The organism is Shewanella sp. 433 (assembly GCF_059338565.1).
In genome coordinates, this window is sequence record NZ_CM181703.1 from 3,016,157 (window position 1) to 3,032,763 (window position 16,607).

Sequence of the window (16,607 nt, forward strand, 5' to 3'; positions counted from 1 at the left end):
CTATTGCTGATGTGGACATGCATTTTATGTCAATGAAAATAAAAACAAAAAAATACCTCAGCGTCACTTTGATTATCGCATTAGGCCTGGTACTGGTGCTAAATATTGCCTATTGGTTTCATCTAGATCACGGCTACCAGCAGACTCAACGTCAATCTGGCGCTCAAATGAAAGAGTTGGTCAGTTTTCTAGCGGGTGCCCTATCTCGCTATCAAAGCATCCCACACGTACTGTCGAAAAACCCATTATTAGTCAACGCACTGCAACAACAAGGTGACACAGAAACCCTCACCGCGTTAAATCAGTATTTACAAGAGATCCAGAGCATCACCGAAGCGCTCGATATCTATCTGGTCAATGCCAACGGTGATGCCATTGCCGCCAGTAATTGGCAACAAAGTTACTCATTTATCGGACAGAACTTTGCCTTTCGCCCCTATTTCCAACAAGCGATAAAGGGTCAGCTAGGACGTTATTTTGCCGTGGGTACCAGCTCCAATAAACGCGGCTATTATTTCTCTTATCCCATCTATGCTAGCGGACAACGTCAATCCGCAGAGCAAGTGCAACCAGAAATTCTTGGTGTGATAGTGGTAAAGGTCGATGTTACCGAGATAGAACAGCACGGTACCGGTATGGCCAGAGCCAGCAATTATGAATTTGCCATTAGCGATCCCGATGACATCATCTTTATCTCGAGCGCCCCACAATGGCGCCTGGCCGCTTTCAATCCGGTAACACCCGAACGGCAACAGCAGATTAAGCAGTCACGCCGCTATGCCGATAGAACGATCCACGAATTAACCATTGAGCCGCCATACACAGATCCAGCGGGTAAGCGTTACCCTATCTACCGTATTAACCACAGCAATAACAACGCCATTGACTACATGGACAGCCAAACAGTAATGGCAGATGCAGGTTGGAAACTGCACATCCTCACGCCTATGGCGCCAACATATCAGGCTATGCCACCTTTATTGCTGCTTTATGGCGCCTTGTACCTGCTTATGGCCCTAGCCTTGCTGTACGCCGTTGAGCGACGTAAAAACAGCCAACGAATGCGTCACGCACACGAACAGTTAGAGCAAAGAGTACAAGAGCGTACTCAGGCTTTAGAGAGCAGCCATCGACAACTCAAAGAGACTCAAGATGAATTAATCCAAGCCGCTAAACTCACCGTGATAGGCAGTTTATCAGCCAGCATAAATCATGAGATCAATCAACCCTTGGCGGCTATCCGCAGTTACGCCCAGAACACCCAAACCTTACTGGCCAGAGCCAAGTGGGATGATGTGGGGCGTAATATCATCACTATCATAGAGTTAACCGATAGGCTGGCCGCTATCGTGTCGCAATTTAAAAGCTTCACCCGAAAAAGTGCTGGCAATGAGAAAGCCACCAACGTAGCCCAGTGCATCAACGATGCCTTAACCATTATTCAGCCAGAAGTCGATAAACAGGGGGTTGAGCTGCAACTTAATGTCGCCGATAACCAGACCCATATTTGGTGCGATCCTATCCGGCTACAGCAGGTACTGGTGAATTTAATGAGCAATGCCATTAAAGCCATGCAACACAGTTCACCTAAACAGTTGATTATCGGCGTAATGGTGACGGATAGAGTCAACATTAGCATCGAAGATAGTGGTTCTGGGATTGAAGAGAGCCAAATGAAAAAAATCTTCGACCCCTATTACACTAATTCTCGCCATGGGCTCGGACTTGGTTTGTCTATTTCGCGGCGGATCATCGAAACCATGCAAGGGCAAATAAACGTGGCTAACCGCATCGAAGGCGGCGCCATTTTTAACATTACCTTGGCCACATATACACCAGGAACGCCATGATGCTAACCGATGAACTTACACAGTACGACATTATTATTGTCGATGATGAACCCCTGATCGGCTGCGCATTGGTCCAGTTATTTGAGCTGGAATCTTATCGAGCACTCGCCCTTACCGAGCCACAACAGCTAATGAACGCCTTGCCTCCAAACTGGCCTGGAGTGGTGATCTCCGACGTAAACATGCCACATATCGACGGCTTAACACTGATGGCGAATCTCTTAAGCCAAGATAAAGATATGCCTATTATCTTACTCACGGGGCACGGTGATATCGCCATGGCGGTGCAGGCGCTAAAACAAGGGGCGTACGACTTTATTGAAAAGCCGTTTAATAACGAACATATGCTCGACATTGCTAAACGCGCCCTTGAAAAACGCAGCCTGACACTGGAAAATCGCAGCCTCAAAAAGGAGCTCGAATCACACAGTACGCCAGGGCCACGCATACTGGGTCACAGCCCTGGCATAAAACAGATGCGCCATATTATCGAGCAAGTACTCGACATGCCTGCCGACATCTTAATCGAGGGGGAAACCGGCACTGGCAAGGAGTTAGTGGCGCGCTACTTACACGATCATAGTGTCCGCAGCGCCGCCAATTTTGTTGCCATCAATTGTGGTGCGATCCCTGAAACCATTATCGAAAGTGAACTATTTGGCGCAGAGGCCGGTGCCTTTACTGGAGCCGACAAAACCCGCATAGGTAAGTTCGAATACGCTAACGGTGGCACCCTGTTTCTAGATGAGATTGAAAGCACCCCGCTGGCGTTACAAGTAAAACTACTGCGCGTGCTTGAAGATAGAAAAGTAGAACGACTGGGGTCAAACAAGAGTATAGTCTTAGATATTCGCATCATTGCCGCGACTAAGGTGGACCTTAAATCCCTGTGCGATACTGGCGAGTTTCGCCAAGATCTCTTGTATCGCCTTAACCTCGTCACCATACCTATCCCTGCGCTGCGTGAACGCCGGGAAGATATTCCGCTGTTATTTTTACACTTTGCCCGTGTCGCATCGGCGCGTTACCACAAAGCACTTATTCCACTGTCGACAGAAAATACCGCTCAGCTGATCTCTCATGATTGGCCGGGTAATGTCAGGGAGTTAAGAAACCTTGCCGAACGCTATGTCCTGCTTGGCGGCGAAGCGGCCTTTGCCACATCGATGACCCCAAGTCATCAACTCAATGCCAATATGTCACTACAGCAACGGGTAGAGTTTTTTGAGCGCCTGCTGATTGAGGAGGCGCTCAATGTCAATAAAGGCAGTATCAAATTAACCATGCAGCAGCTCGAATTACCGCGCAAAACCCTGTATGACAAGATGCAAAAATTTGGTCTCAATCGTAAAACCTTTATTCAATAAGGCATTGGCAGTCACTGTAGATAAACCGCCGAGGTATTTCGCCTAACCGGCCACATCAATCAAAGATGCGGGGGCGCGCCGCTGGGCGCGTGCCAAATACAATACCAACACGGCCACCAGCAATAACACCACTAAACTGCCGCCCACTACACCATTCCAGCCCCAATGCTGCCAAAAGGGTAATAGATAAGGGCCACCTATCGCCGCACCAAGATAGTAACTGCACAGATACAAGGCTGTGGCTTTTGCTCTATGTTGCTGCGCGCGCTGGGCCACCCAGGCATTACAGACACTATGAAAAGTGAAAAAACCAAAACAGGACAAGATAAAGCCAACCACAATCGCCTCACTACTATCGAATAAGGTCACCATGCTTCCCAGACACATCATTAATGTCGACAACACAAATAAGGGTTGGCGACCTAATTTATTCACCCACTTAGCCGAGCGAAAAGAGGCATAAGTGCCACTCAAATAGCAGAGAAAAATCAAGGTCACCTCAAAACGCCCCCAGTTGAAGGGCGCTTGCATCAGGTGCAGCTGAATATAACTAAATTGATTGACCATCACCATAAATGCCATAGCACCCAGTAAATACAATTTAATCATGGTGCTATCGCTAAGGTGTAGCCAAAATCCTTGGGCGTCGCTGCGCTGAAAACGTAATTTAATCTCACCACGCTCGGCGCGAATTTTATCGCGATTAGGCAACAGCCCTATCACAACTAAGGTGCCAAGGGCGGTAATGCTTATCAGTAATAACATCGATTGTTGCCAATTAAGGTATTGCGTCATGACACCGCCGAGTAATCGCCCAGCAATACCGCCCAAACTGTTGGCCGCAATGTAAACCGCTCCTGCTTTCAGTAAAACCGACTTATCGAGCATATCTTTAAAATAGGCCATCGAAATGGCGGGCACCGCCGCCAATAGAGCCCCTTGGATCAACCGCAGTGCAATCAAATCACTAAACTCTGTCACGAACAGCAACATGACATCGGCAAGTACTAGCAGCCCTAAACTCCACAACAGTGGCTTTCTGCGACCAATTTTGTCCGACAAGGTGGCATAAAACAGCAATGAAAAGGCTAACGAGAAGCTGGTCACCGACAGCAGTAATGTGGCGTGCGCGGGTAACACATGAAAACTACTAGCAATGAGTGGCAGCATGCCTTGCACCAAATACAAATTGATATACACAACCACAGAGGCTAAGGACAGCCCCCATATTAACCGGGTTTGTAGTTGTTGATGACTCATGGGTGACACACTTCTCTATTAACTCAATAGACACAGGCTAGCATTAGCCCTAACATAACAAAAATAGATTATTTTGATTAAGTCCATATTATTTTATTATGGACATATTTAAACTCAATCATCTTAGTTGACATAGCCTTGAGTAACATAAACTGGGCTACGGGTGATAAATGGGTCGATGCTATAGATTAGATTCAAGAGATTAGATTCAAGCGCTTTGGCTCGGGCGGCTTAGCTCCAAAGCACTATGTTCCAAGAGCGCTTAGATCCAAGAGTGCTTAGTGGTAAACCCATAGATTCAGAAGCACTTAAATTCAAAAGTACTTTGGTATTCAAAGATTCTAGTTCCACTGACCAAGATCCAAGTGACCTTTAATAATGAGCCAAGCTATAACGAGCCTAGCGATGACAACACTAGCAGCTAACCAACTCAGTGAGCAATGATGTGGATATCAAACAACTTAAACATTTCGATGCCTTAGCCACCAAAGGCAGTTTTACCTTGGCTGCCAAACAACTCAATATTGCCCAGCCGGCACTGAGTCAAAGCATCAAACGACTGGAAACCGATTTAGGCGTCACCTTGATCAATCGTAATAAACATTACCGTGGCCAAGATGGCAGTCGTTTGACCCTCACCGCCGAGGGTAACGCCCTGCATCAGCACGCTTGTCTGATCATCAAACAACTTAAACAGGCTGAGGCTCACATCAAATCGATGGCGAACCTGACTAAGGGAGAAGTGCGCATTGCGGTGCCCGGCATGCTGGGTTCTTACTATTTACCCTCGCGCTTAATGGCCTTTCGCCATCGTTATCCCGATTTGAAACTATCATTATTTGAGGGCGGTACCCGCGACAGTTTGCGCATGTTGCAAAATGAAGAGGTCGATATTGCCATCATCACAGGCCAAGATCTGCAAGCCAACTTCGACAGTCACCTACTACTGAGAGAACAAATGGTGGTCGCCCTAGGTGAAGATCACCCACTGGCAGAGCAAAGCAGCATCAATCTTACGCAATTTTTCCAACATGAATTGGTGATGTTTAAACCCGGATACTTTCATCGAGAGTGGATGCTGTCTCAAGCCAAACAGTTAGGATTGGAGGCCAACATTGCCTTTGAAACCAACTTGATCAACTTGATTAAACAGGTGGTGGCACAAGGCTATGCCATCACGAGTGTGTTAGAGATGGTGATAGAGCAGCGCGATAATATTTTGGCGCGGCCCTTTTCACCTGCAGTCTACCTAGATTTGCATATTGCTTGGAACAAAGAGCGCCCCGTCGGGCTGGCTGACCGAGCCTTTGTCGACTTTCTGATGACCCATCGCTAATACAGACTAGACGAAGATTAAGCCATATCGACTCATTGAGGCGAGCTTACACTAACCTTACTGCGCATCGGCTTGCTGCTCTGGAGAGGCCTGAATAAACGCATCAAGTTGCAGGCAATTGTCATAAATGCGCTCAATATGCGGATAAGCACTCAATGCAACGTTAAAGCGCTTGGCGTTATATACCTGAGGGATTAAACACAGATCCGCCAAGGTAACAGTATCGCCAAAACAGTAACGCCCGGCATAGGTTGCCAATTGGGTTTCAAGCGCGCTAAAACCACTGTGGATCCAGTGGTGATACCATGCCGATTTAGCCGCTTCATCAAGTCCAGCCGGGCCACTTAAATATTGCAGCACTCTGAGATTATTAAGCGGGTGGATTTCACAGGCGATAGCCAGTGCCATGGCGCGCACTATGGCCTTATCTTTCACATCATGGGGCAAGAGTGGTGGCTCGGGATAAACCTCATCGAGGTATTCGATTATCGCCAGCGATTGTGATAACGCCAGCTCATCATCTCCCTCAATTAAGGTTGGCACTAACTCCTGAGGATTCAATGCGGCGTAATCGGCTTGATGTTGCTCACCGCCCGCTTTAACTAAATGTATCGATTGATGCTCAACATCGACACCTTTTATATTCAGTGCAATGCGCACGCGATAAGCGGCGCTCGAGCGCCAATAACCTAATAATTTCATGCTCCACTCCCTAAGCCGATAAACCCTGGCGACAAAAACGGGGCGCATTGTTGTCGCCCCGTATTACACGTGCTGGTCAACTTACCCTTGGTATTTCACTACCTGCTGATCGATAGCACCAAATATCGATTGCTCATGCTCATCAAGCATTTCAATACGCACTCTATCGCCAAAACGCATAAACTCGGTCGATGGTTTACCATCGGCAATGGTTTCTAACATACGGGTTTCCGCTAGGCAGCTCGAACCGGCGCTGCGATCGTAATTAGAGATAGTACCTGAGCCAATAATGGCACCAGCCCCTAAGGGACGCGTCTTGGTAAAGTGGGCAATCAACTGACTAAAATTGAACGTCATATCCACACCACAATTAGGTCGGCCGAAGAGTTGATTATTGAGATGGGTGATTAAGGGTAAATGCACCTTAGCATCTTGCCACTTATCACCAAGCTCATCTGGGGTGACCGCCACTGGCGAGAAACTGCTTGAGGGTTTTGATTGGAAAAAGCCAAAGCCTTTGGCCAATTCAGCCGGAATTAAGTTACGCAGTGAGACATCGTTCACCAGCATGATCAGCTTGATGTGCTTTGCGGCAGAATCCACATCTGTGCCCATAGGCACATCGTCGGTGATAATCGCCACTTCTGATTCAAAATCGATGCCCCACTCTTCACTTGCAAGCTCAATATCAGCCTTAGGCGCAATAAAGCTGTCTGAGCCACCTTGATACACTAAGGGATCGGTCCAAAAGCTTTCAGGCATCTCGGCGCCGCGGGCTTTACGCACTAATTCCACATGATTGACATAGGCACTGGCATCGGCCCATTGATAGGCGCGAGGCAGGGGTGACAGACATTTGGCTTCATCAAAATCAATAGCATTATCAAGCATGCCACTGTTGAGCGCTTCATAAAGTTCTTGCAGCTGAGGCTGCAGTAAGTCCCAAGCATCAAGCAGCTGCTGCAGGGTATGTGCGATGGCTGGCACGGCAACGGTTTTGGTTAAATCCTGACTCACCAGCATTAACTGGCCGTCACGGCGACCATTGTTGTAACTCGCTAACTTCATAGCTACTCCTCAATATTCTTATTGGCGATGGCACCGCACTGGCCGCGCATCGTTCTCTGGCGTACTTAATTATTCGGTATGGGCATACAAATACCCTATGCCCACTCAGATAGAAATAGCGTGACCTAAATCACACTAAAACAGCCCTGATTGCTTGTTGTAAACCCAGCGTTACAATCGGTGCCACACTTGCATGACAGACTCCCGTCTTAACTGCCTTTGGGTTTACTGATCTTATATTCGCGTAGCTTGTTGGCGATAGCGGTATGGGACATACCCAGCTTTTTAGCCAATTGGCGCGTACTGGGGTAAGCCGGATAAAGGCGCCTCAAGATATTGGCCTCAAACTGTTTCATGGCATCATCTAAGCAGCCTTCAAACTCGTGATCAAAATAGCCAAACCCTTCCGCATAGGAGGGCAACTTAAGCTGCTCTACCGTTAACTCGGCCGATCCGTCCCACATAGACACTGCGCGGAAAATCGCATTCTTTAGTTGACGCACATTGCCCGGCCACGCATAACTGAGCAGGTGCTCACGACACGGCGCCGAGATACGGCGAATGGGAATAGATAACTGCTGACTATAATGCTCTAAAAACATCTCGGTGAGCGGGATCACATCCACCTTACGATCGCGCAGGTTCGGCAGATGAAAGCTGAGCACATGAATTCGATAATAGAGATCTTCGCGAAATTCACCGCTCTGACACAATTCAGCAAGGTTTTTCTGAGTCGAGCAGATAATACGCACATCGGAGCGTACCTCTACATCACCGCCCACGCGTCTGAAAGTGCCATCTTGCAGTAGGCGCAGCAACTTCACCTGCGCCGCCTTGGACATTTCGGCCACTTCATCTAAAAATACCGTGCCGCCTTTGGCTTCTTCAAAAAAGCCGCGCTTGACCACTTGGCCGCCACTGACATAACCAAACAACTCCTCTTCGGCGGCACTATCAGGCATAGCAGCACAGTTAATGGCAATAAAAGGATGTTCGCGGCGCATACTGGCATCGTGACAGGCGCGCGCCATTAACTCTTTCCCCGTGCCGGTTTCGCCAGTGATCAACAAAGGTGCATCCAGCTGCGCCATCCTTCTGGCTTGCACCAACACCTCTTTCATTTTATCGCTGACCGCAAGCACGTTTTCAAAGCCCGTAGTCTGATTTTGCAGCGCGTTAAATTGCTTACCTAAACGGGCCGGAGACTTGAGTGATACCACGGCGCCCGCAAGAATACTTTTGTCCTGCTCATCGGGTAGATAAATCGGCAGCATCTCGGCGAGGTACTCACTTTGACCTATGTTGACCCGTGTCGCCTGCGCAAGCACCTGTGGTTCGCTAAGCCAACGGGAAAAATTAAACCCTTGTACCCAATGGTTAAGTGACTCGTCGACGACCTCATGCTCGCCCATGTTCAGTGTCATCAATGCTGACTCATTAACGATGCGGATGCGCCCTTTTACATCGAGAGAGAACACCGAATCGGGCAGGGTTTTAAGTAGGGTTTTAAGCGCGTAATGTTCTTGTTCTGACGGCATAAAGGAGACAGTTCGCACATCACTGACCCCTTCTATCTTGCGGATTAAAGGCAGTAATTCACTGAGCACATCAAACTTCACCTCAGCAAATTGGAGATAGAGAAACCCTTGATTGCTGGCGTCAATGGCAAACAGGTTAATCCCATAGCCCTCTAACACCACCAAAATATCTTTTGCTAGACCCACACGGTCAATACAACTTACCGCTAAGCGCATACTATTATCGTCCCTTTGTTGTTCTTATTACTGCGTTATTATTGGGAATATCCTTTGCAACCGCCCCGCATCACCCAGGTAAAATAAGGGTGGCGATGTCGGTGCCGATAAAACGCCTATACGTTAGAATGTTCTGCGATAAGTGGCAAGACTTGTTTACAGCGGAAAATAAACTCATAAAATAAAACAGCGCCATAAAAAACTTATAACGCTGATTCTCAATAACTTTTAACTTAATCGAGCAACTGGTCGGTCTTGGCTGCCATAATGAAATCGTTACGGTGCAAGCCCTTAATAGAATGTGACCACCAGGTAACGGTCACCTTGCCCCACTCGGTTAAGATCCCCGGATGATGAAACTCCGCCTCGGCAAGCTCCCCCACCTTATTGGTAAAGGCCAGTGCCAATTTAAAGTTCTTAAACTTATACACGCGCTCCAGCTGCATAATACCGTCACGCACCTGTACACCCCAATCTGGGATCATCTTGAGTAACTCTCCTAGCTCGGCCTCACTCACCTTAGGGGCATCGGCCTGACAGGCTTCACACTTCATTTGTGCTAATTCAGACATATATCATCCTTAAATCTTGATAGTAGGGTTAATCCACAGCCTAGCTGACGTTAGCTTTGGGCTCAAATAATGGCGCATGTAAACCGAGTTGGCGTGCCTGAGTGACCGCCGACATCACATCCATCTTCACAATTTCATCGAGATAGTCTATTGATTCAATGGTGTAATATATCGGCTGCATAATATCGATACGGTACGGAGTTCTCATTATATCAATGAGATCGAAAGGCCTTACCAACGGCTTATCGCTCATGGCGTACAAGGTTTCACCGGGGGAACTTAAAATCCCGCCCCCATAAATTTTTAACTGATCATCAGCCTGCCTAATTAAGCCAAACTCCACCGTAAACCAATATAAACGCGCCAGAAAAACCCGCTCCTCTTTCGAGGCCGCCAAGCCTAACTTGCCGTATTGATGGGAGAAACGAGCAAACGAGGGATTGGTTAACAGCGGGCAATGACCAAAGATCTCATGAAAGATATCGGGCTCTTGCAGGTAATCAAACTCCTCTTTAGAGCGAATAAAGGTCGCCACAGGAAACGCTTTATTAGCCAGCAACTGAAAAAACCGCTCGAAAGAGATTAATGCTGGCACCGCCGCGGTTTTCCAACCTGTCGTGCGGTGCAAGACGATATCTATCTCACTCAATTGCGGAATTCGCTCACTTGGCAAAGCCAGTTCACTTAATCCATGTAAATAAGCATCACACGCATATCGCGGCACATTGTCTTGCTGACGTTGATACAAGGCTTGCCATGTTTCATGCTCGTAAGAGGTGTAATCGATATGACCGTGACTGTCGGGATACTTGGCTTGATATGCTGTCGCTTTGCTCATGATAAATACACCCCTTAACTGCGCTTGCCTCCATAGTTGACGAAAACCGATGATTTGTTAACCGGATCACACTTTAAAATTCCCCAATACTCGCGTCATTTTTGTAACCTAAGATTTACAACACTGCGAGTCGTTGCATTAAAACCACAGATTTTCAATAAGCTAACAGATGTAACGAAATCGGCGCATTTGTGTGAGAAAATGGCAATAATTACCTTTTTACTGCAGTTTAAAATGGCTTTTCAAAGGTTTTTTATTAGAATAAGGCCAATCTCGCCCCACATCTAGGAATAGGATGAAACAGCACAAAGTCCGTAAGGCAGTGATCCCCGTGGCTGGTCTTGGCACCCGCATGCTTCCGGCCACTAAAGCTATCCCCAAAGAGATGTTGCCAGTGGTCGACAGGCCGCTGATACAATATGTCGTTAACGAAGCGATTGCCGCCGGCATTAATGAAATTGTGCTGGTCACCCATGCCAGTAAAAACTCGATTGAGAACCACTTTGACTCCAGCTTTGAGCTAGAAGCTCAGCTTGAACGCCGGGTAAAAAGACAATTATTAGCCGAGGTGCAGGCCATTTGCCCAGCGGCGGTGACAGTCATCAGTGTGCGTCAGTCTCAAGCAAAGGGGCTGGGGCATGCTATTCTCTGCGCACAAAAAGTGGTAGGGGATGAGCCTTTTGCCGTGCTGCTGCCCGATGTGATCATCGATGAGTTTAGCTGCGATTTACGCCGTGATAATCTCGCCGACATGGTTAACTTATTCGACGACACCGAAACTGGGCAAATCATGGTTGAGGGCGTACCAGCGCACTGCGTCGACCAATACGGTATCGCCGATGTCAATGGCCACGCCTTAACCCCTGGCCAATCTGAACCCATCAGCGCCTTGGTTGAGAAACCCGATGTGACAGAGGCGCCGTCAAACCTAGCCGTGGTCGGCCGCTATATTCTGCCGCGCGAGATCTGGCCGTTACTGTCGAAAACCCCCGCTGGCGCTGGCGATGAGATCCAACTCACTGATGCCATTGCCATGCTGATGGAAAAACAAACTGTTAATGCCTATTACATGAAAGGCAAAAGCCACGATTGCGGTAACAAACAGGGTTATATGCAAGCGTGTGTCGAACATGCGCTGCGCCATCGAGAAATAGGTCCAGAGTTTACCCAATACCTTAAGACGCTGGTTGCAGCATTACCACAGGACAATGATTAATGACCATTTTAGTAACGGGTGGTGCAGGCTATATTGGCAGCCACACCCTTGTTGAATTACTCAATGATAATCAAGACGTTGTCGTTATCGACAATCTGTCTAATTCCAGTGTCGAAGCCTTAGCACGTGTCGAACACATTACCCAAAAGAAGATCACCTTTTATCAAGGCGATGTACTCAATAAAGCGTTTTTACAAAAAGTGTTTACCGACCACCAAATCACGGCGGTGATCCATTTTGCTGGATTAAAAGCGGTCGGAGAATCGGTGGCGCAACCACTGCGTTACTATGAAAACAATGTCACCGGCACCTTAGTGTTATGTGAGGTGATGGCTGATTTTAATGTTAAAAAGTTAGTCTTTAGCTCATCGGCAACCGTCTATGGCGACCCCGCTTCACTGCCGATCACCGAAGACTTTCCGACAGGGGCAACCAACCCTTATGGGCAATCTAAGCTCATGGTGGAACATATCTTAAACGATCTGTATAACTCTGATCCTAATTGGAATATTGCTCGGTTGCGTTATTTCAACCCAGTAGGCGCCCATGCTAGCGGGCTAATAGGGGAAGATCCTAACGATATCCCGAACAATTTAATGCCCTTTATCGCTCAGGTTGCTGTGGGTAAGCGGGCATTTTTAAGTGTATTTGGCAATGATTACGACACCCATGACGGCACTGGGGTGCGTGATTATATTCATGTCGTCGACTTGGCCTTAGGCCATTTGAAAGCACTAGAGAAACTCAATAGCGGCTGCGGCTTAGTCACCTATAACTTGGGCACAGGCCAAGGCTATAGCGTACTGGACATGGTGAAAGCCTTTGAAACAGCCTGCGGAAACAAGATCAAGTATCAAATTGCGCCGCGTCGACCTGGTGATATAGCCGCCTGCTATGCCGATCCTAACAAGGCACAAACCGAGCTCAACTGGCAAGCGACGCACAGCATCGAAGATATGGCCAACAGCAGTTGGCACTGGCAATCGAGCAATCCAAACGGATACCATGACTAACCCTAGGTATCCTCAAAACCTACCCACATTGTTGAGCGCCTCGGCGCTCTACATCATCAGCTTTTGGACCTAACAGCATGAGCAACGCAATTAATCAGAGCCGCCGTAGGCTGTTTAACCGTCGCCAGCAGCAGGCGATACGCCCACCGTGGAGCCGAACTGATGTTGAATTTACCGATATCTGTACGCGCTGTAACCTGTGTATTGAGGCGTGCGAAACAGCCATTATATTTCGCGGTGACGGGGGCTTCCCTGAAGTGAATTTTAGTCAGGCTGAGTGCACCTTTTGCACTAAATGCGTAAGAGCCTGCAAAGAACCTCTCTTTAATGATACTACGCACGAACCTTGGCAACTAAGAGCCTCAATAGACAACAGCTGCTTAGCAAACAGTGGCATCTGGTGCCAAGCCTGCAAAGATGCCTGTGACGCCAGCGCGATTAACTTTACACCGTCGATTGGCGGCGCCCCGCAACCTTCCATCATGCTTGATAGCTGCACAGGCTGCGGCGCATGCGTCTCACCTTGCCCCAACCAGTCAATATCCATCACCACAAAAGAGGCGGTATGCTTGCCAAAAAACTGACAGGCGCGCCAAATATTAGTGGTTTTACTAGGCAGGTTTTACGGGTAGTATCTACCTAGAATCGTAACAACAGTGACTATTATGTTTAAAAGAAAAAACAATAACACAGGCCTGACTTTTATTGCACAAGGCACTAAGGTGTGCGGTGAAAGCCACTTTTCTGGAGAAGCCTTGATCGGTGGGGAGCTGCAAGGCAAGATCAGCGCGCTGAATAAAATCACTATTGAAACCGATGGTTATATTAATGGCGAGCTGCGATGTAAAGAGCTCAAAGTCTCTGGCCTGTTTAAGGGCAAGCTCAAGTGTGAAAAGCTGATTATTACCGGCACCGGAACGGTAGAAGGCGAGATAGCCTGTAACTCAATGGAGATATTTTCCGGTGGCCAGTTTATCGGCGTGCGGGTAAAAGAAGAGGTAGCTTTGCTGTCAAATGAGCAAATGCACCAAGAAACACCTGAACAACATTCACCCCATCATGCTAACGCAGAGCTGGTTAACTAACGGCAGTATGTATCAAATCTAGGCGCTGAGTGCACTCCACCGCGCCTAAACTGCTCTAAAGCCCGCACACTACTGAGCTAACTCGGCAGCTTGTTTATAGTCTCTAATTAAGGTTAAAAAGTCGCGCGGCGCTCTATCTAAACAATCCACCGGAATATAAACATGGTAGCCAAACTGGCCATTGAGCTGCTCACAACGGCGGGAAAACATCGCCTGCACGCCTTTATAGGCTTTACCCTCTAGCGTCAGAGGCGAAAATTCTGAATTAAGATAACGCTCTAGATCCGCCAACTCACCATCTAAGGTTAGCGATGACATCAATAATGGCCGCTGCTCCGTGAGCAAACCGGTCGCCAAACGCGGCGGAATATCATCGATAAGCGGCGCCAATCGCTTTAGTTTGATTCCTATATAAGGCAGCTCATGATTGTCAAAGCCCTGTATATTTCGCGGCATATCGGCACGCTGAATGTTGTCCCATTCTAAATAAATACTGCCACGATGATGATGGTAGACCAAACCTTGCGGACGTAGTTCCACACTCACCTCTGGCTGCATTAATTTCGCGGCGCCAAGCACAGTAAAAAGCGCGCCAAATACAAAACAGGCAAGCCCCAGCCCCATTAGCGAACTCGATGCAATAAACATCACTACCGCACTTACTAACGCGATAGAGCCTATCAGGGTAAAACTCCAGCCGTTGCGTTTTGATACCGCACGAATAACGATTGATTCTTGCACCTATAACTCTCACTACAACTCAGTAGGCCCTCAAGGCCACTGATAATTAAAACGATTTATGCTAAATCAGCGGCTCATCTGCCACTGCAAATTTAATCTTAAGCCACAGTGATCCCACATATTCATGAATGGCCTGCTGAGAGGTCAGCAGATTTCTGGCATCAAACTGCCACCAGTAACCTCGGCGGGCAATAAAATTTGCGGGTGCAGGCTGTGGCTGAGTTCCCGCTTGAGTAAATATCTGCATTGCACGTGGCAAATGAGTCGCCGATGTCACCAAGCGAAATGGCACATCGCCAATTTCCCACTGAAGATGCTGCGCCTCTTCGAGCGTGTCTTTAGCCAATGGCAAGCGAATAATACGCGCAGCATCGACCCCAAGTTCAATCGCGGCCTGCGCCATCACTTGAGCCTGGGGCAACTTATCACCTCCGCCCCAACCACTCACAACTAACTGACAATTGGGCCCTAATGTTAATTGACGCACCGCTTCGGTTAAGCGCGCTAAAGCGATGTCTGACAACTGCTGACTCGCGCTGGCATTAATGGCTGAGTCATGACCACTGCCAAGCACCATCACCACGCAGCCTGAGCCCATGGGTTGATTATTCACTGCATATTGCGATTCAAGCGATGAAGCCAGCCAATAGCTGCCCCATTGACTACTGCAAAATAACAGAAGTAAGCACGCGCTTACGATTAAGGACTTAACCAGTTTACGCCGCCTTAATATCATAATCGCGAGAAGCAATAAGATAATGGTTAACGGCACTGGCATCAGCAGTTGCGATATGATTTTTTTTACCCAGAACATGGCTATCCTTGCCTCTTAATATTAGCGTTGCGCAAGTTTAACGTAAGCGATATGCAATACCAAGCGAGTGCGGTTTATTCACTATCACCACAGCCACGCCGCGCCGCGTACACCTGATGAACAACCATATAAATTCGGCACCACTGCTGTGCGACACTCGCCCCCTAGTACATAGCGAGATAATAAAGCCGGTAGCCGAGGATAGATGGCAGTGACATTAGACATGCCGCCGCCTAATACGATGATATCCGGGTCAAGAACATTGATCACATGGGCCAAACTGCGGGCAAGCCTATCAATATAGCGCTCAAAACAGGCCATCGCCTGGGCATCACCTTGATTGACTAGCGCCATCACTTCGACTCCGCTAGACACCTTACCTTGCTGATGCGGCTCGAGGTTATGGTGATAGTCACGCACAAAACCGGTGCCTGAAATAAAGGTTTCGATACAATCTTTATTTCCGCAAAAACACGCGGTGGAATTAAATTCATCCGCCGTCATCCAAGGCAAAGGATTATGACCCCACTCGCCGCCGATGCCGTTTCCGCCACCATGAACCTTGCCATTGATGGCGATACCAGCACCACAACCGGTACCAATAATCACTCCAAACACCATCGCCTTACCCGCGGCCGCGCCATCGATGGCCTCTGAAATAGCAAAGCAGTTGGCATCATTAGCTATCCGCACTTCACGATCCAAACGCTCACACAGGTCAAGGTCTAACGGGTGGCCATTGAGCCAGGTCGAATTGGCATTTTTAACTAAGCCTGAAAAAGGAGAAATGACCCCAGGGATCCCAACTCCAACTGTCGCCGTTTGCCCCAATTGTGCCTCGGCCTCATTGACTAACGAGACAATGGTATTGAGTGTCGCGGCATAATTTGCAGGCGTCGCGACTCGCTTTCTAAATTGCTCCATGCCCTGCTCATCTAAGGCCACCAGCTCAATTTTAGTGCCGCCTAAATCAACCCCAATCCGCAACATG

Annotated in this window: 16 protein-coding genes; 7 read left to right on the top strand and 9 right to left on the bottom strand. The window is 48.1% G+C overall.

The genetic code is table 11. The features are described 5' to 3' along the window. The first annotated feature begins 26 nt into the window (after positions 1 to 26). Together AC5YB1_RS13355 and AC5YB1_RS13360 are read left to right on the top strand one after the other, a co-directional pair. Positions 27 to 1,850, top strand: a complete 1,824-nt coding sequence (locus tag AC5YB1_RS13355; protein WP_494519571.1) for a sensor histidine kinase — start codon at positions 27 to 29, stop codon at positions 1,848 to 1,850. Next, entirely contained in the window at positions 1,847 to 3,217 is a 1,371-nt protein-coding gene (locus AC5YB1_RS13360) for a sigma-54-dependent transcriptional regulator (RefSeq protein ID WP_494519572.1), read from the top strand. Before AC5YB1_RS13355 ends, AC5YB1_RS13360 begins: the two co-directional genes overlap by 4 nt. A 42-nt stretch (positions 3,218 to 3,259) precedes the next feature. Here AC5YB1_RS13360 and AC5YB1_RS13365 read toward each other — a convergent pair whose 3' ends face one another. Continuing rightward, on the bottom strand, positions 3,260 to 4,477 hold the full coding sequence (locus AC5YB1_RS13365) for an MFS transporter (protein WP_494519573.1): 1,218 nt from the start codon (positions 4,475 to 4,477) through the stop codon (positions 3,260 to 3,262). A 445-nt stretch (positions 4,478 to 4,922) separates the two neighbouring features. Between AC5YB1_RS13365 and AC5YB1_RS13370 the strand changes: the two genes are divergently transcribed. Next, positions 4,923 to 5,813 carry a LysR family transcriptional regulator gene (locus AC5YB1_RS13370; protein ID WP_494519574.1) on the top strand — a complete coding sequence of 297 codons (891 nt, stop codon included), beginning with the start codon at positions 4,923 to 4,925 and terminating at the stop codon, positions 5,811 to 5,813. A 57-nt stretch (positions 5,814 to 5,870) separates the two neighbouring features. On the opposite strand, the gene maiA is transcribed toward AC5YB1_RS13370, so the two are convergent. The 5 genes from maiA to phhA form a co-directional block, all read right to left on the bottom strand. After that, complete coding sequence (gene maiA / locus AC5YB1_RS13375; RefSeq protein ID WP_494519575.1) at positions 5,871 to 6,515, bottom strand: maleylacetoacetate isomerase; 645 nt, start codon at positions 6,513 to 6,515, stop codon at positions 5,871 to 5,873. An 81-nt stretch (positions 6,516 to 6,596) separates the two neighbouring features. Continuing rightward, positions 6,597 to 7,583 (bottom strand): fumarylacetoacetate hydrolase family protein, encoded by a 987-nt coding sequence (locus AC5YB1_RS13380; RefSeq protein WP_494519576.1) that lies wholly within the window; start codon positions 7,581 to 7,583, stop codon positions 6,597 to 6,599. Between the two features lie 209 nt (positions 7,584 to 7,792). Continuing rightward, positions 7,793 to 9,337, bottom strand: a complete 1,545-nt coding sequence (gene tyrR, locus AC5YB1_RS13385) for a transcriptional regulator TyrR (protein WP_494519577.1) — start codon at positions 9,335 to 9,337, stop codon at positions 7,793 to 7,795. A 233-nt stretch (positions 9,338 to 9,570) separates the two neighbouring features. Beyond that, positions 9,571 to 9,909, bottom strand: coding sequence for a 4a-hydroxytetrahydrobiopterin dehydratase (locus AC5YB1_RS13390; protein WP_494519578.1), 339 nt, complete (start codon positions 9,907 to 9,909; stop codon positions 9,571 to 9,573). 40 nt (positions 9,910 to 9,949) lie between these two features. Next, positions 9,950 to 10,747, bottom strand: a complete 798-nt coding sequence (gene phhA, locus AC5YB1_RS13395) for a phenylalanine 4-monooxygenase (RefSeq protein ID WP_494519579.1) — start codon at positions 10,745 to 10,747, stop codon at positions 9,950 to 9,952. A 295-nt stretch (positions 10,748 to 11,042) separates the two neighbouring features. Here phhA and galU point away from each other — a divergent pair, with 295 nt between their 5' ends. From galU to AC5YB1_RS13415, 4 genes are all read left to right on the top strand, one after another. Beyond that, positions 11,043 to 11,963: a UTP--glucose-1-phosphate uridylyltransferase GalU gene (gene galU / locus AC5YB1_RS13400; RefSeq protein WP_494519580.1), complete on the top strand. Its 921-nt coding sequence runs from the start codon at positions 11,043 to 11,045 to the stop codon at positions 11,961 to 11,963. Next, entirely contained in the window at positions 11,963 to 12,976 is a 1,014-nt protein-coding gene (gene galE / locus AC5YB1_RS13405) for a UDP-glucose 4-epimerase GalE (protein WP_494519581.1), read from the top strand. The genes galU and galE overlap by 1 nt, the downstream gene beginning before the upstream one ends. Before the next feature lie 77 nt (positions 12,977 to 13,053). Next, positions 13,054 to 13,560 (top strand): ferredoxin-type protein NapF, encoded by a 507-nt coding sequence (gene napF / locus AC5YB1_RS13410; protein WP_494519582.1) that lies wholly within the window; start codon positions 13,054 to 13,056, stop codon positions 13,558 to 13,560. Positions 13,561 to 13,641: 81 nt separating this feature from the next. Further along, positions 13,642 to 14,061, top strand: coding sequence for a bactofilin family protein (locus tag AC5YB1_RS13415; protein WP_494519583.1), 420 nt, complete (start codon positions 13,642 to 13,644; stop codon positions 14,059 to 14,061). A gap of 69 nt (positions 14,062 to 14,130) precedes the next feature. Here the strand turns inward: AC5YB1_RS13415 and AC5YB1_RS13420 are convergent, their stop codons facing one another. The 3 genes from AC5YB1_RS13420 to mak all read right to left on the bottom strand — a co-directional run bounded on the left by AC5YB1_RS13420 (position 14,131) and on the right by mak (position 16,606). Further along, positions 14,131 to 14,802, bottom strand: coding sequence for a DUF2982 domain-containing protein (locus AC5YB1_RS13420; protein WP_475516351.1), 672 nt, complete (start codon positions 14,800 to 14,802; stop codon positions 14,131 to 14,133). 61 nt (positions 14,803 to 14,863) lie between these two features. After that, entirely contained in the window at positions 14,864 to 15,616 is a 753-nt protein-coding gene (locus AC5YB1_RS13425; RefSeq protein ID WP_494519584.1) for a YdcF family protein, read from the bottom strand. A gap of 84 nt (positions 15,617 to 15,700) precedes the next feature. Next, on the bottom strand, positions 15,701 to 16,606 hold the full coding sequence (gene mak, locus AC5YB1_RS13430) for a fructokinase (protein ID WP_494519585.1): 906 nt from the start codon (positions 16,604 to 16,606) through the stop codon (positions 15,701 to 15,703). Position 16,607 lies beyond the last annotated feature (1 nt).

Excerpts from the sequence above, each read along its gene's own strand:
- AC5YB1_RS13355 (WP_494519571.1), top strand. The coding sequence starts at position 27 with ATGTCAATGAAAATAAAAACAAAAAAATACCTCAGCGTCACTTTGATT.
- AC5YB1_RS13360 (WP_494519572.1), top strand. The coding sequence starts at position 1,847 with ATGATGCTAACCGATGAACTTACACAGTACGACATTATTATTGTCGAT.
- AC5YB1_RS13365 (WP_494519573.1), bottom strand. The coding sequence starts at position 4,477 with ATGAGTCATCAACAACTACAAACCCGGTTAATATGGGGGCTGTCCTTA.
- maiA (WP_494519575.1), bottom strand. The coding sequence starts at position 6,515 with ATGAAATTATTAGGTTATTGGCGCTCGAGCGCCGCTTATCGCGTGCGC.
- AC5YB1_RS13380 (WP_494519576.1), bottom strand. The coding sequence starts at position 7,583 with ATGAAGTTAGCGAGTTACAACAATGGTCGCCGTGACGGCCAGTTAATG.
- tyrR (WP_494519577.1), bottom strand. The coding sequence starts at position 9,337 with ATGCGCTTAGCGGTAAGTTGTATTGACCGTGTGGGTCTAGCAAAAGAT.
- AC5YB1_RS13390 (WP_494519578.1), bottom strand. The coding sequence starts at position 9,909 with ATGTCTGAATTAGCACAAATGAAGTGTGAAGCCTGTCAGGCCGATGCC.
- phhA (WP_494519579.1), bottom strand. The coding sequence starts at position 10,747 with ATGAGCAAAGCGACAGCATATCAAGCCAAGTATCCCGACAGTCACGGT.
- galU (WP_494519580.1), top strand. The coding sequence starts at position 11,043 with ATGAAACAGCACAAAGTCCGTAAGGCAGTGATCCCCGTGGCTGGTCTT.
- galE (WP_494519581.1), top strand. The coding sequence starts at position 11,963 with ATGACCATTTTAGTAACGGGTGGTGCAGGCTATATTGGCAGCCACACC.
- napF (WP_494519582.1), top strand. The coding sequence starts at position 13,054 with ATGAGCAACGCAATTAATCAGAGCCGCCGTAGGCTGTTTAACCGTCGC.
- AC5YB1_RS13415 (WP_494519583.1), top strand. The coding sequence starts at position 13,642 with ATGTTTAAAAGAAAAAACAATAACACAGGCCTGACTTTTATTGCACAA.
- AC5YB1_RS13425 (WP_494519584.1), bottom strand. The coding sequence starts at position 15,616 with ATGTTCTGGGTAAAAAAAATCATATCGCAACTGCTGATGCCAGTGCCG.
- mak (WP_494519585.1), bottom strand. The coding sequence starts at position 16,606 with ATGTTGCGGATTGGGGTTGATTTAGGCGGCACTAAAATTGAGCTGGTG.